This is a genomic window from Nitrosomonas sp. Is37, assembly GCF_033063275.1.
Classification (GTDB): Bacteria; Pseudomonadota; Gammaproteobacteria; order Burkholderiales; family Nitrosomonadaceae; genus Nitrosomonas.
Window position 1 is genome coordinate 1 of sequence record NZ_JAWJYP010000040.1, and the last position, 21,332, is coordinate 21,332.

19 protein-coding genes and 1 pseudogene are annotated in these 21,332 nt (G+C 43.9%); 15 read left to right on the forward strand and 5 right to left on the reverse strand.

The annotated features are described in order from the left end of the window. From R2Q26_RS14100 to R2Q26_RS14115, 4 genes are all read left to right on the forward strand, one after another. On the forward strand, positions 1-195 hold a 195-nt coding region (locus R2Q26_RS14100), incomplete at its 5' end, for a hypothetical protein (RefSeq protein WP_317536872.1). Continuing rightward, positions 102-323 (forward strand): RecQ family zinc-binding domain-containing protein, encoded by a 222-nt coding sequence (locus tag R2Q26_RS14105; protein ID WP_317536888.1) that lies wholly within the window; start codon positions 102-104, stop codon positions 321-323. The genes R2Q26_RS14100 and R2Q26_RS14105, both read left to right, overlap by 94 nt. Then, positions 224-640: an RQC domain-containing protein gene (locus tag R2Q26_RS14110; RefSeq protein ID WP_317536873.1), complete on the forward strand. Its 417-nt coding sequence runs from the start codon at positions 224-226 to the stop codon at positions 638-640. Before R2Q26_RS14105 ends, R2Q26_RS14110 begins: the two co-directional genes overlap by 100 nt. Before the next feature lie 434 nt (positions 641-1,074). Beyond that, positions 1,075-2,325 (forward strand): porin, encoded by a 1,251-nt coding sequence (locus R2Q26_RS14115; RefSeq protein ID WP_317536874.1) that lies wholly within the window; start codon positions 1,075-1,077, stop codon positions 2,323-2,325. 121 nt (positions 2,326-2,446) lie between these two features. On the opposite strand, the gene R2Q26_RS14120 is transcribed toward R2Q26_RS14115, so the two are convergent. Next, positions 2,447-3,940 carry a helicase HerA-like domain-containing protein gene (locus R2Q26_RS14120; RefSeq protein ID WP_317536875.1) on the reverse strand — a complete coding sequence of 498 codons (1,494 nt, stop codon included), beginning with the start codon at positions 3,938-3,940 and terminating at the stop codon, positions 2,447-2,449. A 223-nt stretch (positions 3,941-4,163) separates the two neighbouring features. Here R2Q26_RS14120 and R2Q26_RS14125 point away from each other — a divergent pair, with 223 nt between their 5' ends. The 6 genes from R2Q26_RS14125 to R2Q26_RS14150 all read left to right on the forward strand — a co-directional run bounded on the left by R2Q26_RS14125 (position 4,164) and on the right by R2Q26_RS14150 (position 10,964). After that, positions 4,164-5,699 carry an ABC transporter permease gene (locus tag R2Q26_RS14125; RefSeq protein WP_317536876.1) on the forward strand — a complete coding sequence of 512 codons (1,536 nt, stop codon included), beginning with the start codon at positions 4,164-4,166 and terminating at the stop codon, positions 5,697-5,699. After that, positions 5,696-7,750, forward strand: coding sequence for an ABC transporter ATP-binding protein (locus R2Q26_RS14130; RefSeq protein ID WP_317536877.1), 2,055 nt, complete (start codon positions 5,696-5,698; stop codon positions 7,748-7,750). Before R2Q26_RS14125 ends, R2Q26_RS14130 begins: the two co-directional genes overlap by 4 nt. A gap of 40 nt (positions 7,751-7,790) precedes the next feature. Then, positions 7,791-9,404 carry a peptide chain release factor 3 gene (locus R2Q26_RS14135; protein WP_317536889.1) on the forward strand — a complete coding sequence of 538 codons (1,614 nt, stop codon included), beginning with the start codon at positions 7,791-7,793 and terminating at the stop codon, positions 9,402-9,404. A gap of 224 nt (positions 9,405-9,628) precedes the next feature. Continuing rightward, positions 9,629-10,081, forward strand: a complete 453-nt coding sequence (locus tag R2Q26_RS14140) for a hypothetical protein (protein ID WP_317536878.1) — start codon at positions 9,629-9,631, stop codon at positions 10,079-10,081. Between the two features lie 14 nt (positions 10,082-10,095). Then, positions 10,096-10,638, forward strand: coding sequence for a YMGG-like glycine zipper-containing protein (locus R2Q26_RS14145; RefSeq protein ID WP_317536879.1), 543 nt, complete (start codon positions 10,096-10,098; stop codon positions 10,636-10,638). An 89-nt stretch (positions 10,639-10,727) separates the two neighbouring features. Beyond that, the gene (locus R2Q26_RS14150) at positions 10,728-10,964 is read left to right on the forward strand and encodes a thioredoxin family protein (RefSeq protein ID WP_090569223.1); all 237 of its coding nucleotides are present in this window, start codon (positions 10,728-10,730) and stop codon (positions 10,962-10,964) included. 291 nt (positions 10,965-11,255) lie between these two features. Here the strand turns inward: R2Q26_RS14150 and R2Q26_RS14155 are convergent, their stop codons facing one another. Next, positions 11,256-12,866 carry an NAD-dependent malic enzyme gene (locus R2Q26_RS14155; protein WP_317536880.1) on the reverse strand — a complete coding sequence of 537 codons (1,611 nt, stop codon included), beginning with the start codon at positions 12,864-12,866 and terminating at the stop codon, positions 11,256-11,258. Between the two features lie 332 nt (positions 12,867-13,198). On the opposite strand from R2Q26_RS14155, the gene R2Q26_RS14160 reads away from it, so the two are divergent. From R2Q26_RS14160 to R2Q26_RS14180, 5 genes are all read left to right on the forward strand, one after another. Further along, entirely contained in the window at positions 13,199-13,630 is a 432-nt protein-coding gene (locus tag R2Q26_RS14160; protein ID WP_317536881.1) for a group III truncated hemoglobin, read from the forward strand. 74 nt (positions 13,631-13,704) lie between these two features. After that, positions 13,705-14,661, forward strand: coding sequence for a bifunctional riboflavin kinase/FAD synthetase (locus R2Q26_RS14165; RefSeq protein ID WP_317536882.1), 957 nt, complete (start codon positions 13,705-13,707; stop codon positions 14,659-14,661). Between the two features lie 23 nt (positions 14,662-14,684). Further along, complete coding sequence (gene ileS, locus R2Q26_RS14170) at positions 14,685-17,507, forward strand: isoleucine--tRNA ligase (RefSeq protein WP_317536883.1); 2,823 nt, start codon at positions 14,685-14,687, stop codon at positions 17,505-17,507. Positions 17,508-17,649: 142 nt separating this feature from the next. Then, entirely contained in the window at positions 17,650-18,114 is a 465-nt protein-coding gene (gene lspA / locus R2Q26_RS14175) for a signal peptidase II (protein ID WP_317536884.1), read from the forward strand. A gap of 275 nt (positions 18,115-18,389) precedes the next feature. Next, the gene (locus R2Q26_RS14180) at positions 18,390-18,725 is read left to right on the forward strand and encodes a DUF2007 domain-containing protein (protein ID WP_317536885.1); all 336 of its coding nucleotides are present in this window, start codon (positions 18,390-18,392) and stop codon (positions 18,723-18,725) included. Here R2Q26_RS14180 and R2Q26_RS14185 read toward each other — a convergent pair whose 3' ends face one another. From R2Q26_RS14185 to R2Q26_RS14195, 3 genes and pseudogenes are all read right to left on the reverse strand, one after another. After that, positions 18,726-20,189 (reverse strand): DEAD/DEAH box helicase, encoded by a 1,464-nt coding sequence (locus R2Q26_RS14185; protein ID WP_317536886.1) that lies wholly within the window; start codon positions 20,187-20,189, stop codon positions 18,726-18,728. It lies immediately after the preceding gene. Positions 20,190-20,230: 41 nt separating this feature from the next. Further along, positions 20,231-21,010, reverse strand: coding sequence for a hypothetical protein (locus tag R2Q26_RS14190; RefSeq protein ID WP_317536887.1), 780 nt, complete (start codon positions 21,008-21,010; stop codon positions 20,231-20,233). 217 nt (positions 21,011-21,227) lie between these two features. Beyond that, positions 21,228-21,332, reverse strand: a pseudogene (locus R2Q26_RS14195) (cytochrome C554); the annotation flags it as partial.

The following is a 21,332-nucleotide window of genomic DNA, read 5'->3' on the forward strand; positions in this document are numbered from 1 at the left end:
ATTCATAAAATGGTGAATGTTAACAAACAGCAAAAATCGCTACATCAGCTAGCTCTCACAATTTCCAAACAGTTTCTGAGGCTCAACCCAGGTTTAAACATATTGCCTTTGCTAAACTTGATGCACTACTCGCTCTGTGCGAGGCAACGACTTGTCGCAGAGTACGACTACTTGATTATTTTGGTGAGACTATGATTGCTGTCGCATGTGGCAACTGTGATATTTGTCATCACCGCCGGGAGTCTGGGACGGAACAATCGCCGCACAAAAAGCACTATCCTGCGTTTATCGTACTGGCCAGCGCTTCGATCCAGAATATTTGATCGACGTGTTACGTGGCAATCATAATGAAAGCGTAAGCAAGTGGGGGTATGACAAAATCAGCACTTTTGGTATCGGCAAAGAGTTTAATAAAGGAGCATGGCATGCAGTTTTTCGGCAATTAACAGTACTTGGATATCTCGCTTGGGATAATGCAGATCATCGTTCACTGCATCTAACTCCTGCTTGTCGTGCCGTATTGAAAGGAGAACAAATTATTCATTTACGCCTTTCTTCCAAACGTAAACCGAGTACTTCAGCACGCCGCATGCACGACTCTATTTCGCCAAACTCCCAGAATTTGGGAAAAAAATCGTAGCAAGCAGCCTAAAAATATGGTTGATGAAATAATGAAAAAACAGATTCTTGAGAAAAGCAGTCACTGACGTAGATCATAGCAATAATCAACCAAAATTTTTTAAGAATCAATTGTTGTTGCCCAGATTGATGGATTAATTTTTATATTGGATCGGAATATTATTTGTAGGAATAAACAAGGAAATAAAATTATTTTTGAATATTTTTTAAAACAATTTTACAAAATAATTTTTATGTTGCACAAAAGCAACACAATGTTGCTTAAAATCGAAAATTTGATTGTTTTTTGTTGCACCACTGATTTATGTTGGGCACAATTTATCTAACCTTTCCAGTTCGGAAGGTCTGGATAATGAGAAGTATTTAATAAAAATAAGTTTGATAGATTTTAGGCATGACGATCCCCGTCTTTTTAATTTTAAAGGAGAGTTTCACATGAAAAAGAAACTAATTGCGTTGGGAGTAGCTGGTGCACTTGCAGCCCCGCTAATCGCCACAGCACAAGGTACACATGTCACCATTTTTGGTCGACTACAAGCTGAATACTCCACGGTTCATATTAATGGTAATGGTGCTCAAACAGGCATACTTGATGATGCAGCTCAATCACGCTGGGGTCTGCAGGTTGCAGAAGATCTTGGAATGGGACTCAGAGCTATGGGTCGCGTAGAATTTTCTTTTAACCCTGGTTCCGGCAGATCTGATAGCGCTCGTGAACAATGGGTCGGTCTTGGCAGCGATCAATGGGGTGAACTCAAATTTGGTCGAGTTCAATCTCCCTTCAAGGATTTCGCAGGTGGTCATACCATTGATCCTTTTGCCTATACCAGTCTGCATGCCAACGGCAGCGGTGGCTTGATGGTCGCATCACAAAATGGATTAGGATCAGGTGACAACAGCTTTGTTAACAGTGCAGCGCGCTATGATTCACCCGTAGTTGAAGGCTTCTCCATGTCAGCTTTGTTGATGCCGGGCGATGCCAGAAAATTGGATCCATCCAGAGCTAATGCAGGCTCAGCAGCGTTTACTCCCGGCGTACTTGATCCACTCCGCAGTGGCGATCCCTTCCAAAACTCCGGTGGTGAAGATGGTGAATGGGACTTCCAGATTGCAGGTAAATATAGTCAACAGTTCGATGCACTCGGTGTCAACATTTTTGGTGGTTATTCACGCGATAATGTCAGCAATCGGATGAAAAGTTTAGGTGGCGTAATCGATGACGAAGAGATCTGGCGTGGTGGTGCACTGATATCTTTTGCCGACCTGCGTGTTCGAGGTCAGTATGAAGCAATCAACAATGCCAATCCTTTAGGCGGCGCAGCTACCTGTACTACCGCTGCTGCTTTCGGGAATGCTGCCGGCTCACTAACCCTTGATGGCCGTGGTCAATGTAACTCAGCCATGAATGCCAATGGTGATGGCTGGCTCTGGATTGCAGGCGCCGATTACACGATCGGTAATACCATGCTCATCGTGCAAGGTGGTATGGCTACAGCACAAAGCATTGGCGCACTAGCCAAGAAAGATATTGAAAACATTACTGCAGGTGTCATTCACAGTCTGAGCAGACGCTCCAGTCTGTTTGGTGGTTATCAGCGTGTTTGGGTGAAAGACAGAAATCTTGCTGCAGCTGGACTAGATGCAGACCGTAATGTTTACTCAGTAGGTCTACGCCACGACTTCTAAACAAGGCTATAGCTAACAAAAAAGGGCACCTAAGGGTGCCCTTTTTATTAGAAGAAACAATTACAGCAGAAAAATATAGTATCGGTAACTCCGTTTAGGAGTTCATCACAGCATTTTGCAATCAGCGACGATTCTTACCCAGGATGGAACCGAGTATCCCTCGCATAATCTGTCGACCGATCTCAGTGCCCACGGTTCGGGCGGCGCTTCTTGCCATTGCTTCTATAATTCCCTCGGGTTGGTGTCCTGATCGCTTGGTAGCCACTTTCTTGCCCAGTAAGTCATGCCAATCAAATCCACGATCACTTTCTGGCTGCATTTCCTTGCCAGCTTTCTTCTCAACCTGCTCTTTCAGAATTTCATAGGCTGATTCGCGATCAATAACTTCCTCATAGTATCCAAAAAAGCCTGAGTTACGAATTATTTTCTGCCGCTCCTGATCCATTACTGGACCAATATGACTCATGGGTGGAAAAATTTTGCCTATCTCAACTGGATGCGGACGCCCTTTCTCGTCCAGAAAAGAAATTAAAGCCTCACCTACTGCTAGTTCAGTAATCGCCGTTTCGACATCGATGTGAGGGTTGGGACGGAATGTTTGTGCAGCAGATTTAACCGCTTTTTGATCTTTGGGGGTAAATGCACGCAATGCATGCTGAATACGATTCCCAAGTTGTCCAAGTACCACATCGGGAATATCCAGTGGATTCTGGCTGACAAAATAGATACCCACTGCTTTCGAACGAATTAATCGCACCACCTGCTCGATTTTATTTAACAATACTTTAGGCGCATCGTTGAATAATAAATGGGCCTCATCGAAGAAAAATACCAGCTTGGGTTTATCGAGATCTCCCACCTCGGGGAGATTCTCATATAACTCTGAAAGCAGCCAGAGCAATAAAGTAGCATAAAGACGCGGCGTGCTATGCAGAGTTTCAGCCGACAAAATGCTGATCACCCCTCGCCCATTTGCATCAATTTTCAAGAGGTCTGCAAACCTCAACATCGGCTCTCCAAAGAGATGCTCGCCCCCTTCATGCTCCAATTGCAATAATCCCCGCTGGATAGCACCTACAGATGCGGCTGAGATATTGCCATATTCAGTCGCCAGCTTTTGAGCATTCTGCGAGGCATACTGTAGCATGGCACGCAAATCTTTCAGATCCAGTAATAACCAGCCCTGATCATCCGCAACTTTGAAGACCGCTGTTAATACCCCTGTTTGGGTATCATTGAGGTTAAGTATGCGCGCAAGCAGCATGGGCCCCAAATCTGAAATCGTAGCACGAAAGGGATGCCCTTTCTGACCAAAGACATCCCAATAAATAACTGGATTATCAGCATATTCGATGGGTGCTAAACCGAGCTCTTTAGCTCGCGCTTCCACTTTTACGTTACCGCCACCAGCCTGACTAAGTCCTGACAGATCTCCTTTGATATCTGCCATGAACACAGGTATGCCAGCGCGGGAAAATTGCTCTGCCAGAACCTGTAAAGTTACCGTCTTACCAGTACCCGTCGCCCCTGCAATGAGACCATGTCGATTAGCCATTGAAAGCAAAAAATCAAGCGTCGATCTTCTCGACTGCGCTATGATTAACCTATCACTCATATTTTAAAATTGAGCATGAATTAAAAATCAAATTCTTCTTCTCTGAATAACTTACAAGTGTATACAAAACTCAATCTTATCAGTTGAAATATTCCCTGCCTACTTATCCGACTTTCCTCTAGCAGAAATAGTTATATCCACAATGTAAATAAAACCTGCAAGTAAATTACACTACAATATTCATTCAACTACTTTTGATAATCATCAAAAAATTCAAATTATCATGCCTTTCGATCCGGTTATTCTTTGGACTGATGCGCTAGTTTACTTACTCGTAGCTGTTGTGATCGCTATTGGTTGGTACATGCAGCGTCACACGCACTTGCTTACGCCGTGGCGACGGGTAACACATAGCGCAAGTGGTATGGCGGCTCTTACCGTTCTATTCTTTTTTATCCTGATTGGACTGCTCGATACCATCCATTTCCGCCCTGCTTTAGACAATACCAGCGATAATCTAGGCGAAAAGGTATACAGTGTAGAAGTATTGAGTCTTTTTGATGTCATCGCGACGCCATTACGTACTCGTGTGGAAAAAACTTATTCAGCCCCTCTTTCAGCCCATCTTTATGCAAAAGAAACCGTGGAATTACCTGATGGAAGTCAAGCACGGGAATTTACCAGACTGACGTTCGGCGGGATACACTTAGAGGATCCCGAGGTTCAGCAAACGGGTGACATTACTGAGCGATCAATCAGAGGTGCGGCAGGAGGATTATTGGTCTGGAGTGTAATCGTGATTAGTTTGGGCATGCTATTAGCCAGGAGGCATAAGATAAGCTTTCTGCAAATGCAATCTGAAATTTGGAAAGGCACTACCGAAACGCCCTGGCATGTCATAATGATTACGCTTGGATTGATACTCGTTTTGCTAGGCATAGTCGTTGCACTATCTACCCATTACCATGTGCTGGGTACCGACAAGGTAGGGCAAGATGTGCTGTATCAATCGCTCAAGAGCATTCGCACTGGGCTTGTGATTGGCACACTGACCACCCTCATCATGCTCCCTTTCGCTCTTTTATTAGGGATCGCTGCTGGTTACTTCCGCGGTTGGGTAGATGATGTTATCCAGTATACCTACACGACATTAAGCTCGATTCCCAGCGTTCTACTCATTGCTGCTGCAGTTTTGATGATGCAGGTATACATCGAAACCCATCCAGAAATGTTTGATACTATTTCAGCGCGTGCTGATTTACGCCTGTTATTTCTTTGTATCATACTTGGCATCACCAGTTGGACAGGTCTGTGCCGGCTGCTACGTGGGGAGACTTTGAAATTGCGTGAAATGGAATACATTCAGGCTGCACATGCATTTGCAGTTTCACATTGGCGGATTATCAGTCGCCATATCCTCCCCAACGTCATGCATATCATCTTGATTACTATCGTCATGGATTTTAGTAGCCTAGTGTTGGCAGAAGCTGTACTTTCTTATGTAGGCGTTGGCGTTGATCCTTCCATGATCAGCTTTGGCACCATGATCAATGCAGCCAGGTTAGAAATGGCGCGGGAACCAATGGTATGGTGGACACTACTCGCAGCATTTGGATTCATGTTTATATTGGTGTTAAGCGCAAACCTTTTTGCCGATGCGGTCCAGAATGCATTTAATCCACGCATTAAAACATTATCAGAAAGAGCCAGTAGGTCATCTCATCAAGCAGGTAACATGTTGCAATCCAATACTTCCTCATCCCGACCAGCTCCTGCCGCCATCTCTCCTGAAGCAAAGGACAATACTGTACACCCATGATGCCGCTGCTGGAAATTGAAAAACTCAAAACGATTTTGAATACTGGTTCAGCACCGATTCATGCAGTAGACGGGCTGGAATTAAAAATTTTTAAAGGCGAAACATTCGCCTTACTAGGAGAATCCGGTTGCGGTAAATCCATGACAGCTCTTTCCATCATGCGCCTGTTACCGGAAACAGCAGAAATTATTGAAGGCCATATCAAGATTGACGGCAATGATTTACTGCTTTTACCAGAAGCTGATATGCGAAAAGTGCGGGGTAAGCGTATCAGCATGATTTTTCAGGAGCCAATGCTTAGCCTGAATCCAGTCATGACCATCTCATCACAAATTGAAGAAGTATTGAAACAACACTTTGATTTGCATCATACTGACGCACAAAAACGCATCCTGGGTTTATTGCAGCAGGTAGGCATCCCGGATGCATCGCGCCGCATGGATGAATTCCCATTTCAGTTTTCTGGTGGAATGAAACAGCGCGTGATGATCGCCATGGCACTCGCTGGTGAGCCTGAGCTACTTATCGCAGATGAACCTACTACTGCATTGGATGTCACGATTCAAGCTCAGGTACTTGATCTCATGCGTGACCTCCAGCAACGCACCGATATGGCTATCCTGCTGATAACCCATGACTTAGGGGTTGTTGCTGAAATGGCGCATCGTATTGCTGTCATGTACGCTGGAGAGATTATCGAGACTGCAACATGTGAAGATTTTTTTCAGCAGCCTGCCCATCCTTATTCCCAGAAATTATTTGCCGCCTTACCAGAAAGAGCTAAACGCAATCAAGGTCTCGCTGTGATAAACGGAAATGTCCCTCCCCTGTCACAAGCATTCCAAGGCTGTCGCTTTGCAGAGCGCTGTGATCATGCTTGGGAACTATGCCGCCAGACAGTACCCGAGTGGATCGAAATAACCCCTGGCCATCGGGTTAAGTGTCACCTCTTCAGTAAAGAAAATGAATCCGAATACCAAGTTAATATGAGGGAAAAACAAACAACTTCAGCCATTGAAGCTTATCACGCAACACCTCATCAGGATTCACCATTATTGAACGTCACTAATCTTAAAATTCATTTCCCTATTTACAAAGGCCTACTAAAACACACTATCGGACACGTTAAAGCTGTAGATGGTATTTCGCTTACGATTGCTCCTGGAAAAACGCTTGCGCTAGTGGGTGAATCAGGCTGTGGCAAAACCACAGTAGGCAAAGGTATTTGCCAACTCATCCCAACCATGGCAGGAAGCGTGCAGTTAAATGGTTCCGAGCTCACTGGATTAACACGCAATCAGTTACGTAAGAAACGGGCTGAATTTCAGATTATTTTTCAGGATCCCTATTCATCCCTTAATCCTAGAATGCGCATTATCGATATTATTGTAGAAGGAATGAATGCCCTAGTTTCTGATCATCGTTACAGAATAAAACCTGAGCAACAGCTATCGTCACACCAGAAAGAAAATAAGGTCGATGAGCTCCTCCAGCGTGTAGGTTTGCCACCGGAAGCAAAATGGCGTTACCCACATGAATTTTCTGGTGGTCAGCGACAGCGGATAGCAATTGCACGTGCTTTGGCAGTTAATCCTAAATTATTGATTTGTGATGAACCAACGAGTGCACTGGATGTTTCCGTGCAAGCACAAATCCTAAATTTGCTCAGAACTTTACAGCAGAACTTAGGTCTTGCTTATTTATTCATTACGCACAATATATCGGTAGTAGAGTACCTGGCCGATGAAGTAGCTGTCATGTATCTCGGGAGAATTGTAGAAAAAGGTCATGTGGATGAAGTATTGAATACCCCTAAGCATCCTTACACACAGGCACTTCTCTCGTCGGTGCCGATGATCGAAGCAACATCCAGGCGCACAAATAGTACTCACCTGAAAGGAGAATTACCTTCTCCTGCTAATACACCATCAGGTTGCTACTTTCACCCTCGTTGCCCTTATGTAATGCCAATCTGCCGAAAAATTTATCCAGATAAAAGTACCTTTAGCCCGACACATAGTGCACATTGCTACCTTTACTCACAGAACTAAAATTCAGCATAACCAGATAATAAGTATTTAAGGATTTTCAATAATGATTGAGCAAGAAGTAAAACGACGCCGCACATTCGCTATTATTTCTCACCCGGATGCAGGCAAAACGACATTAACTGAGAAATTGCTTATGTTTGCGGGAGCAATCCATATCGCAGGCAGTGTCAAGGCTCGTAAAGCAAGTCGCTATGCAACTTCTGACTGGATGGAGATCGAAAAGCAACGGGGCATTTCGGTTGCAAGCTCAGTAATGCAAATGGAATATCGAGATCATGTTATCAATTTGCTTGATACACCCGGCCACCAAGATTTCTCCGAGGATACCTACCGTGTTCTTACCGCTGTAGATGCCGCCTTAATGGTCATTGATGCTGGTAATGGTGTGGAAGCACAAACCTTGCGCCTACTGGAAGTATGTCGCGCCCGCAATACACCGATTCTCACTTTCATCAACAAAATGGATCGTGAAGTACGTAATCCACTTGATTTGATCGATGAAATCGAGCGCACGCTCGGTATGGCAACGATACCCTTTACATGGCCGATAGGAATGGGCAAGGAATTTCATGGCGTATTTGATCTTCAACATCACTGCATGCGCATGTTCCACCCCGGCGCTGATCGCGTTGAAAATGAAAACGAAATGATCATCAGTAATCTAGATGATAAAGCAATGATTGAATGTCTTGGTGAAAGATTCATTGAAGCACGCCAGGAAATTGATTTAATTCGTGGCGTATCTCCAGAATTTGATCATGCTGCCTTTCTTGCTGGAGAACAAACGCCAATATTTTTTGGCTCAGCAATCAATAATTTTGGTGTCCGCGAAATTCTTGATGCACTTATCGAACTCGCCCCTCCTCCTAGATCGCGCAAATCCATTCAGCGTGAAGTGCCTCCCGTTGAATCTAAATTCTCCGGTGTCGTTTTCAAAATCCAGGCTAACATGAATCCTGCACATCGCGATCGCATTGCGTTTGTACGTATCTGCTCGGGAGAATTCAAACGTGGAATGAATCTCAAGGTTGTCCGGAGCGGCAAAGAGGTACGTACTAGTACAGTTGTTTCATTCCTATCGCAACGACGGGAACTACTTGAAGTTGCGTATGCCGGTGATATTATCGGAATTCCTAATCATGGAACATTGCAACTTGGCGACACCCTTACCGAAGGGGAAACGCTACATTTCACCGGTCTACCTTTTTTTGCACCTGAAATATTCCAGACGATCGAAATTGCTGATCCAATGCGAAGCAAACAGCTCAAACTAGGCCTAACACAATTAGGTGAAGAAGGCGCGATTCAAGTTTTCCGTCCCCACATAGGTAGTAACTTATTACTAGGTGCGGTGGGAAATTTACAGTTTGAGGTAGTAACACATAGACTACAGCACGAATACGGGGTAGATGCTCGCATTGCCACTGCTAAATATCAATTGGCACGCTGGATTACCGCTGATGATCCCAAGGAGTTGCAACGCTTCATCGATTCAAACGCACACCGTATTGCTTATGATGCGGTCGATGCCCCTACATTTCTTGCTTCATTCGCTGCGGAATTAAGTGTAGCGAAGGAGAATTGGCCTGCTATCTGTTTTCATAAGATGCGGGAGCATGCTGGATTAGTATTTGAAACTCATGCAGGTAACTGAGGAAGAATTAACTTTCTAATTATTCAGATTAATTGCAACCTACTAATCAACCAAAGCCACAAAAATATACCATACTTTGGAATTTCAAATATATTTGCGCTTTTCTTTACTTTCTCCAATGTCATGAAACTTTAATGAAGCCAGTCCCTCCAATTCTGATTAAAAATAAAAAAGCTTGTTCGAAGTAGGGTTAGGTTATCTGTTAGGATAGGATGGAGATTCTCATGAGAAAGACTAGGTTTCTATATTTAACGGCTGCTTTCTTAGTAATGACGTTGAATGAGACAGCATGGGGATATGATGGTTACAATTATTACGATGGCTATGGATACTACCCCGATGGATATAGTTTGGGATTAGGATTAGGTTATGGTTCATCAATAATTGGTTATCCTTACTATTATGGCTATGGAGTTCGACGTTATGGGGGATATGGTTTTGGCTATCCCTATTATTATCGGCCTTATTATGGAGGTTATGGACCGTATTATTATCCCCCCATTTACGTTGTACCACCAACCCCCCCGGTTTATATCCAACAACCAAGCACTGTGCAACCTCCCTCACCCCCAGAAACTAATTACTGGCATTATTGTGAAAACCCGGCAGGCTATTATCCTTATGTCAAGAAATGCCTAGGTGGGTGGTTAAAAGTTCCACCCCAGCCAAAGGAATAACTTAAGGAGCCATCATGCAAAAGATTTCAAGATTAACTTATCTGTTACCACTGCTTTTGCTTACCGCATGTGTACTTATGCCCAGTGGCCCAAGTGTTATGGTTTTGCCAGGTGTTGGTAAAAGTTTTGATCAGTTTCGTAGCGATGACTATCAATGCAAACAATATGCCAGTCAGCAAGGTGGTGGTCAGACGACTAGACAAGCTTCCATTTCTAGTGGAATAGAAAGTGCGGCAGTAGGCACCGCCCTTGGTGCAGCTGCGGGTGCAGCTATTGGGGGTGGACGTGGGGCGGCAATTGGTGCAGGCAGTGGTTTGCTGGCAGGCAGTCTAGCTGGTAGCCAAGCAGCTCGAACATCTGGCAATATCAGTCAACAGCGTTATGACATGTCTTATATTCAGTGTATGTATGCGAATGGTCATCGTGTCCCGGTAATAGGTCAATTTGCAGGGGCTCCTTACGTGAGTCAGACTATTAGTACTCCTACTCAACCACCAGCAAGAAACATACCGCCACCACCACTTGGTAATCCTCCTCCCCCTCCTCCAGCTGATTAAGCTAGAAACCATTCTCATTAGCAATAATGGCTTTGTGTGATAAAATGCACAAGCTATTTGTATGATTATTAATAAAAGGAGTCTACTACATGGCAGCAAAAGCTATTTTTTATCATGCCGGTTGCCCAGTATGTGTTGCAGCAGAAGATGCTGTAGCTAATGCAATCGATCGTTCAAAATATGAAGTTGAAATTGTGCATCTAGGCACTGACAAATCTCGAATTAGTGCGGCAGAAGCTGCTGGGGTTAAATCAGTTCCGGCACTTGTAATGGATGGCGCAGCTTACCACATCAATTTTGGTGCCAGTATTGACGATCTGAAATGATACATTAACTTGTGTATCTTAAACTTGCTAACGCAACCCCCAGCGATGGGGGTTTTTAATTGGAAAAAAAGTTTTATTAACGATCAAGCATCTTAGCCCAAATTTAATATCCATCATAGAATATATAGTATAATCATACAATTAGCGCATACTTGTATTTTTGTTATTGATTCTAACTTGCAATAAAAACTGCATTAATAATTCAATCCCACTTAGTAATACTTTTGATTCGAACTGGAATATTTTTGAGATTGCGTAGTGCTGCTAAACAGCCTTTAAATCATATAAAATTCAATAATTGGGTTCATACATTAGCGAGTGAACATATGTGGCTAGATCCTCAGGAAGAACGTTCTCTGCGAGTCCTTCTTGCTGAGCAACCTGACCAACGGCTACTGCAATACCATGAGAAACGCTGCGAACACGGTTAAGTGATGGATAAATTGAACCTGCCTCAATCTCCTCGGGTAAGACCATGTCTGCGAGCACCCTGGCTGCAACCATGAACATGCTGTCTGTGATCAGCCGGGCTCTACTGGCTATCACACCGAGTCCAACACCTGGAAAGATATAAGCATTATTCCCCTGAGCTGGTTTAAATAGTTTCTCACCCAATCTGTAAGCCCGGAAAGGGCTACCACTGGCAAAGATGGCACGCCCGTCAGTCCATCGATAGGCTTCTTCAGCAGTGCATTCTGTGTGAGAAGTAGGATTGGACAATGCAATGATGACCGGTCGTTCATTGAATTGCGCCATTTTTCTAATAATCGCCTCATTAAATGTACCGGCCACACCAGTCGCTCCAATGAGAACATCTGGCTGAATGCTTTCGATCGCTTCCAGAAAATTTACTGGAGCATGGTCGTGGGCAAAAGGTCTGATGCGTGGCTTAAAGTACTCACGACTTGATACCACTAGTCCTTGCCTATCCACAAACGAAAGTCTAGATCTTGCAAGCTCCTCACTGAGACCGGCTGCACAAAATGCTTGGACCATCAATTCAGCGATACCAGTTGCTGCTGAACCCGTTCCAAGTAACATAATTTTTAGATCAGCAAATTGCTTGCGCGTTATCCGGCAAGAAGTATAGACACCCGCAAGCGTGACCGCTGCAGTACCTTGAATATCATCATTAAAACAGCGCACCTGTTTTCGATAACGATCAAGAAGATCAAAAGCATTCTGACTTTTGAAATCTTCGAATTGAATCAGAGCGTTGGGAAATTTTGTCTGAACGGCCTGAACAAATTCATCAACCAATGACAAATAAGCAGTTCCTGTCAACCGCGGATGAGGGTAGCCCAAGTAAAGCAAATCTTCCTGCAATATTTGATTATTCGTTCCAACGTCGAACATCACTGGCAAGCATTGTGCCGGATGGATACCTCCACACGCCACATACAAAGCAGTTTTGCCTATCGAGATCCCCATACCGTTAGCGCCCAAATCGCCAAGCCCCAATATCCTCTCCCCATCCGTAACTACCACGATACGGATATCCGTCTCATGCCAGTTATCAAGTATCGCGGTGATCTCTCCGCGATCTTCCGGGGTAATGTAAAAACCCTGTGACCTTCTATATATATGAGCAAATTGCTTACAAGCTTCACCTACAGTAGGGGTGTAAACTAGAGGCATGATCTCATCGAGATGATCGATCATAGTTCGGTAAAATAATCGTTGATTCCGCTCCAGCAAGCTATTTAGAAAAATATATTTTTCAATATCGCTATTTTTCCGGCGCAGATTACCTAACACTCGTTCTTGCTGCGTTTTGATATCCATTACCTTATAAGGTAGCAAGCCTCGCAAACCAAACTGTTTTCGCTCTTCGCGTAAAAAAGCAGTTGATTTATTTTGAGCTGGATCATCCAGCAATGACTTTCCTCGCAATAACTTCATCTCGACCGCCTCGTTATATGAATATATCGGGTTAAAGCGTTTGAAATTGCCTTATGCTATTTTGTTATAATTATTTTGTTATAGTCATTTTCTATACATAATAATATTTTCGGCAAAAATACATGACACCTATTCTTAATGCCCTTAAGTCAGTTGTTCTAACCTCAAGACACCTGGTTAGACAATCTATACTGTAACCGATAAACTAGCAGGAAAATTCGGAAAGAAACTATATACTTATCATCACACATCTTACAGCATACGTCGAGACCCAAAGGATTGGTTTCGCACTGTTGCAAGATAATTTTTAATCAATCAATATAATTATAACTATGACAGCACATTCCATACCTACACCTCATCCGGATCTCTATACTGAAGAAGAAGTCTCACAGTTAGTTCATAATTTTTACGCGAAAGCGAGAAAAGATCCTGGCCTTGGACCAATTTTTGAAGAGCACGTGATTGATTGGGACGCGCATTTCGTTCAAATGACCAATTTCTGGTCGGCGCAGCTGCGCGGTACTAGCCGCTTCCGAGGCGCTCCCATGCCTAAACATATTGTTCTCCCAGAACTCAATGCAGCTCTCTTTAAACGATGGTTACAGTTATTTAAAGAAACCACTCTTGAATTGGGCAATCCTGTATTGAAGCATCACGCAGATAGCGTTGCTACTTTTATTGCAGGCAGATTATGGCTTGGTTATCAAATGAGCAACTTTCCAGATCAACGGCCTACCGAGCTTTTTGCTGAAACGCATTGATTTAATTAAATAAGCTAAATTTGATCATTTGAAGCAATAACTACGATATCTTTTCCAGTAATCAACTCTGTATCATGCAAGTTTGCCGAAGGGCCTCACCTAAACCAGAAGCGCCTGTAGCATTGACTATAGGTAATTTTGATGGGGTGCATTTAGGTCACCAAGCCATGCTTGCCCGTCTGAAACAAGTAGCTAATCAATTGAACATTGCTTCTTGTGTTATGACGTTTGAGCCTCATCCACGTGAATTTCTTGCTCCTCAGCAAGCACCGACACGTCTTACAAGCTTACGTGAGAAATTGGAACTCTTGGCAGAATCAGGCATAGATCGCGTTCATATTTACCGCTTCAATCACGATTTCGCAAAAATTGATGCAGAATCTTTCATAACACGCATTCTTCAACAGGAGCTTGCTGTTCGTTGGTTACTGGTCGGAGAAGATTTTCGTTTCGGCGCTCACCGTGCAGGTAACGTTGAGATGCTAAAAATATTTTCACAAAGATCTGGCAGCTTTGAAGTAGAGATCATGCCCAACTTTAGTGTGAATGGTTTACGCGTATCGAGTACCGCTATACGGGAAGCATTGGCTTGCGGCAATCTGGATCTTGCTAAACAATTACTAGGACGCCCCTACAGCATTAGTGGGCGTGTCGTGAACGGTGATAAATTGGGGAAGCAAATTGGATTTCCCACGGCCAATATCCAGTTAAAACATAATCGCCCTCCTCTGATGGGTATTTTCGTAGTTGAAATCAGTAGCGAAGCCAACTCACCTTTCTCTGCAACGATGCGTGGTGTAGCAAGTCTGGGAATACGACCGACCACTCATGCAAAGAGTGAACCCGTTCTGGAGGTTCATTTATTTGATTTCTGTAAAGAGATTTATGGCCATCATTTACGCGTACATTTTCTGCACAAACTCAGAGATGAGGAAAAATACCCTGATTTAATTACGCTCACCAGGCAAATAGAACGAGATGTCGAGGAGGCAAAAAACTATTTCTCAACTCAGGCAGACCTCGTTTCATAGTAAAAAAACCGGATCAACACTCCATGACTGACTACAAAAAAACGCTCAATTTACCCGATACCCCTTTTCCGATGCGTGGTGATCTTGCCAAGCGGGAACCCCATATGCTTAAAGCCTGGCAAGAGAAACGGCTTTATCAGAAAATTCGCGCCGCTAGTCAGGGCCGCCCTAAATTTATTCTGCACGATGGTCCACCTTATGCCAATGGAGATATCCATATCGGCCATGCCGTCAACAAAATCCTCAAGGACATCATCATCAAAAGCAAAACACTGACTGGCTTTGATGCACCTTATGTTCCAGGCTGGGACTGTCATGGCTTACCCATTGAACACCAGATCGAAAAAAAGCATGGCAAAAACCTTCCACCCGATCAAGTACGTGCACTCTGCCGTGCTTTTGCTCAAGAGCAAGTCCAGCGGCAAAAGGTTGATTTCATTCGGCTGGGCGTATTAGGTGATTGGGAACATCCTTATCTCACCATGAATTACCAAACTGAAGCCGGTATCATTCGGGCGCTCGGTAAGATTTATGAAAATGGTTATCTCTATCAAGGGCAAAAGCCGGTTAATTGGTGTATCGATTGCGGTTCTGCGCTAGCCGAAGCAGAAGTTGATTACGAAAATAAAACCTCACCTGCGATTGATGTCAGCTTTGAAATCGTTTGCGATGATGGTGCTAAACATCCGCTTGCTAAACCATTCGGAGTATCGATACCGTCAGACAAAAAAGCCTATGCTGTCATTTGGACTACTACTCCATGGACATTGCCCGCCAATCAAGCCGTTTGCGTGCATCCAGATTTCGATTATGAACTGATCGATACTCCGCAAGGACTCTTGATCCTGGCGGCTGGACTCAAGCAAGCATGTTTAACGCGCTATCAATCCGAAGGTAAAACGCTTGCTACCTGTAAAGGACGTGAGCTGGAGAATCTGCCACTGCACCATCCATTCGATGCACGCACCGTAATCATCATCTGCGGCAAACACGTCACGCAGGAAGCTGGTACGGGCTTAGTTCACACTGCTCCTGCACATGGGCTGGATGACTACTTCATTGGTCAGCAATATGGATTAACCAGTGATAGCCCTGTCAGTGGTGACGGTAAATTCAACAGTACCACGCCGCTGGTGGGTGGTCTGTTTGTCTGGAAAGCCAACGATGTCATCATCGATGCATTGAAAGCCAATCATCATTTGTTGCATAGCGAAAAAATTGAACACAGCTACCCACATTGCTGGCGGCACAAAACACCGATTATTTTCCGCTCAACACCGCAGTGGTTTATCGGCATGAATGCAACACATCACGCGAGTTCTTCCTCTGCAGGAACATCATTGCGAGAGCTCGCCAAGAAAGCCGTCGATGAAACCACTTTCTTTCCAGCGTGGGGTCGCGCTCGCCTGGAAGCAATGATCAAAAATCGCCCGGATTGGTGTATTTCGCGTCAGCGGAACTGGGGTGTGCCCATGACATTTTTAGCACACAAAGAAACGCATGCTTTGCATCCTCGCTCGCTTGAATTATTGGAGATCATCGCCCAGGAAGTAGAAAAGCACGGCATTGAAGCGTGGTTCAAACTGGATGCCGCGACTTTGCTAGGTGATGAGGCCAAGGATTATCATAAATTGAGTGATACACTGGATGTGTGGTTTGATTCCGGTACCACGCATGACACTGTACTGAGACACGATCCGCAGCTCAATCATCCAGCAGATCTTTATCTAGAGGGCTCGGATCAGCATCGCGGCTGGTTCCAGTCCTCATTGCTGACAGGTTGTGCCATGGATGGCCGCGCTCCTTATTACGCCTTACTGACACACGGTTTCGTTGTGGATGGTCAGGGTCACAAAATGAGTAAATCTAAGGGAAATGTGATCTCGCCACAAAAAATCGCGGATACCTTAGGCGCGGATATTCTGCGCCTGTGGGTAGCTTCGGCTGATTACTCGGGCGAGTTATTTATTTCCGATGAAATCCTTAAGCGTACCGTTGAAACCTATCGGCGTATTCGCAACACACTGCGCTTTCTGTTAGCTAATCTAGCCGATTATGATTCTGCCACAGATAGCTTGCCGATCGATAACTGGTTGGAAATCGATCGTTATATGCTGGCTTATACCGAGGCGTTGCAAAACGATCTTACCGCCCTCTACCAACGTTATGAGTTCCACCAGATCGTGCATACATTACATAATTTCTGCTCGGAAGATTTAGGTGGATTTTATCTGGATATCCTGAAAGACCGGCTATATACTACCGCAGCCAGGAGCATGTCGCGTCGCTCTGCGCAGAATACGCTGTATCATATCGCCCATAGCCTTGTGCGCTTGTTTGCCCCGATTTTAAGTTTCACTGCGGAAGAAGTTTGGGAACAACTGACAACCTCACCGGAAGATAGCGTGCTTTTACATACTTGGCACAGCTTTCCCGTGTATTCGCAATCGCCAGCAGAAACAGACAGACTGCTCCAGCGCTGGGAACGGCTGCGGCAACTACGCTCACAAGTGCAGAAAAAACTGGAAGAAGCACGGGTACAAGGGACGATCGGCTCATCCTTGGCCGCCATTGTAATTATCCATGCAACGGGAGAAGATTTTGCGCTGCTCAACTCACTTGGAGATGACCTACGCTTCGTCATGATTACTTCTGAAGTACAGTTGCATCAAGCATCCAACACCGAGAAAGAAAATATCACGGTGATAACCAGCCCGTACGCTAAATGTGAACGCTGCTGGCATTATCGTCGGGATGTCGGTCACAACACGGATCATCCTACCTTATGTGATCGATGCTTATCCAATCTTTTTGGGTCGGGAGAGCAACAACGACGCCATGCCTAATTCCAATTCCCAATCAAACATGACACGAAGGCAAGCCGCAGACAATATAAATAATGCGGCAAGGAGAAACCAATAAAATCAGATTTGACTCAGAAATGGAATAACTTCACTAATCTTATTCGCTGATCATAACACTCATCCAATGAAACTCTATTATTGTCTGGCAATTGCATTCGTCGTGTTAGTCCTAGATTTAGCCACCAAGTACTGGGTAGAATCCAGGCTGTTCTATGGTCAGCCGATTCCGGTCACTTCTTTTTTTAATTTGATGCTCACCTATAACCCAGGTGCAGCCTTTAGTTTCCTGAGCGATGCTTCCGGCTGGCAACGCTGGCTCTTGAGCGGTATTGCACTGATTACTTCAATAGTGATCATCTTTCTATTGCATAAATACGCAGCCAGTCAGCTGTTTTGTCTCGCCCTAAGCTTTGTATTGGGCGGTGCGCTTGGAAATTTATGGGATCGCATCACATTGGGACATGTGATTGATTTTCTTGATTTCTATCTTGGTAACTATCACTGGCCTGCATTTAATATTGCGGATTCGGCAATTTTTATCGGAGCGGCATTACTCATTTATGATAGTTTCCGGTCGAAAAGTCCGTAAATACTACAAAAACAATATAGATGATTTGCCATAAAAAATGTAGATTGCCCACAAATTACTGTAATCTTACTTTAGTTGGGCTCTATATATCCGTATACATCATGCCCTCTTTAGGAAATTTCCCAGAATCATCTCGCATTATTTGTTTGGGTACTGCCGCTCTTGACTGAGTAAAGTAATTTCAAGTTCTTCTGGCGACGTCTAATTCTAATCCCCAATAGGAAAATACATAATTTTTAACACAAAGCTGTTTAGTTTGATTTTATACTTATGATATGAAAAAGCTCTATTCTGCCAGCAATCTGATCGAAGCACAGATGATCCTTTGCTTGTTAGAACATGCTTATATACCAGCAAAGCTATTTAATACCCATGCACAGGGTGGGGTAGGGGAAATTCCCTTTACCCATGCGTACCCTGAAGTATGGATTATGCAAGACGACGATTTCAAAAAAGCACGATCGATTATCGACGCATACGAAAGCACATCAGTTGAGGAAGGATATGTATATTGTCCAGTATGCCGTGAGCAAAATCCACGAAATTTTCAGTTATGCTGGCAATGCGGTGAAGGATTGGAAATTGTGCATTTGCAGTTAAATGGCACTTGATTACTCTTGTTTATGTTTATCAATAACGGGCGGCGCAAAGAGTGCCGGAATAACTTTCTTACTCGGTTGGCGGATAGAATGAGAAACTTTATCAGCCGTGTCTGACTTCTTTATCAACGCCATAGGTACATATGGTTGAGTAAAGATCGGATCGACCGGTCGAGATGGTTTATTTCTTCCGTAAGGAGTTGGCTGTGGCTTACCTATCTGACTATTATTACTCCTGTCTAAGCCAGCTTTATGATGCATTGACTTACCATCATGCCGTTGACGATTAGTAGCTCGCGATGAAACCGAATAATTACTCTTCTCAGTTTCAAACCCATTCACTTTCGTCACAGTCAATTTTGTTTGGAGTAGCCTTTCAATACCCACGAGAAATTCCTTTTCACTCTCGCTGACTAACGAAATGGCATTTCCTTTGCTTCCCGCACGACCCGTTCGTCCAATCCGATGGATATAATCTTCTGGAACAGTCGGTAACTCGAAATTGATTACATAAGCAAGGCTCTCAATATCCAACCCTCGTGCGGCTACATCGGTAGCAACTAATGCCTGGATTTTCCCTTCTTTAAAATCATTGAGCGCTTGGGTACGTTGTTGTTGATTCTTGTCCCCATGAATCGCCGTCGCCATCACATCATACTGCGAAAGTTGTTTGACTAGCCGATCTACACCTTGTTTAGTTCTAACGAAAATCAGAACCTGTTTAAGATCATTTTGTTTAATTAACTGCACCAATAATTCATGCTTGCGTTCAAGTGTAACTAAATGGACTATGTGCGAGATGGATTGATTGATCGCATTGCGTTTTGCCACCTCGATTAAAATTGGCTGCTTCAGTAACTTGTCAGCAAGTTGCTTAATTTCCTCTGAAAAAGTAGCAGAAAAAATCAAGCTCTGCCGCTGCGGAGGAAGCAACATGAGAATACGCTTGATATCTGGCAGGAAACCCATATCGAGCATACGATCGGCTTCATCCAGAACTAAAATTGCTACTTTGGATAGATTGATCGTTTTCTGCTCAATGTGATCCAGTAAACGACCAGGTGTTGCGACCAGTATTTCTACTCCAGCTTGCAATTCCTTAATTTGAGGATCGATGCTGACACCACCAAAAATAACAGTGCTTCGTAATTGCAAATATTTTCCGTAACTTCTCACATTATCATGTATCTGCGTAGCGAGTTCACGTGTAGGTGCAAGTATCAATGCTCGAACAGGGTGTCTAGCTGGTGAAGTACTAGAATTTGCGTGAGTTTGCAATCGATGTAACATGGGCAATGTAAAACTAGCCGTTTTTCCTGTGCCTGTTTCGGCACTCCCCATGATATCTTTGCCATCAAGGATATGCGGTATAACTTGAGCTTGTATTGGGGTAGGTTTGACATACCCCTGATCTGCGATTGCTCGCAAAAGCTCATCTGATAAATTTAATTGATCAAATGCTGCAGGGTTACTCATAAGCTGCTCAGTCTTTGCGACTGAATCTAAATATTGTTTGATTACTCTATCTCCTGTTGAATACTACGTTTAGATTTATCGGTTTTTATCCACTCACCAAATTTATTCATGGCATTTTGGACAAGAGGTGCGCCGCCAATAGCTACTGCATCAACGAGACAGTACCAAGCAGCAACACCACTGGGAGGATTTCCTTGTGATAAGTTAAAGATGGGCTCAAGCTTGGCCCAATACCATGTTCCAGCAGCTGTGCCAATCAACTCTAACCAAGTAGTGATAAAAAAAGCGGCAAGATAAACCATGGGAGATCTACCTTTGAATAGATAAATAAGAAACACACAAAATAATATTGCCCCTACTTGATCTCCCTGTTCGGGGATGCCACTCACTCCCCAAAGCGACCAGATGCCGCATACAATTACAACGAATGAAGCAATTTTCCTTGCGTATTTAAGAAAAAAGCCTGAGCGAGCCAACGCGACAGCTGTTAAATAAACCATCCCATGTCCTGGAGGTATATATAAGGGCACATTTTCAAATCTGTAGGTATATCCCCCCATATAAACAGACGCAAAGTGCTCACCTGCAGTCGCAAATGCCACGGCAATCGCTACTTGAATTCTTATTTCTTTATTTTCACCTACCAATAATCCAATTAAGAATATCCACGCTATGACTCCCAACAGTTTTTGTATGGTCAAATTTGCATGGGCGTCGATAACTAGGCTTACCGCCACACAAAAGAAAGTAAGAGCAGCAATGAAGTAATCTCGCTTCTTGTGGACACAAACAGCATCAAGCGCAGGGAAATAACGAAGCATTGTCTACCTTAGTGGAGATGAAAAAAGCCCATCACTTTCGACGGGCATGTAGCCTTTGTGCTTTACATTTGCATCAAGGAATATTGTACAAAGTAAACACTCTGTTATCCTCTTTTGGAAGAAGATAACAGAGGCTATAAGAAAACCAGCTGGAGAAATCATTTTATTTCCCCAGCATAGATAGATATTGATGAGATTTTATCAAAAATAAACAGTTTTACTCTTTTCCTTTTTCACCTACTTTGGCACTTGCCTGGAATTCATCGTGATACTTGAATTTAGGTTCGCCCTCAAAAACACCATCCAGTTTGTAGTGCTCGTG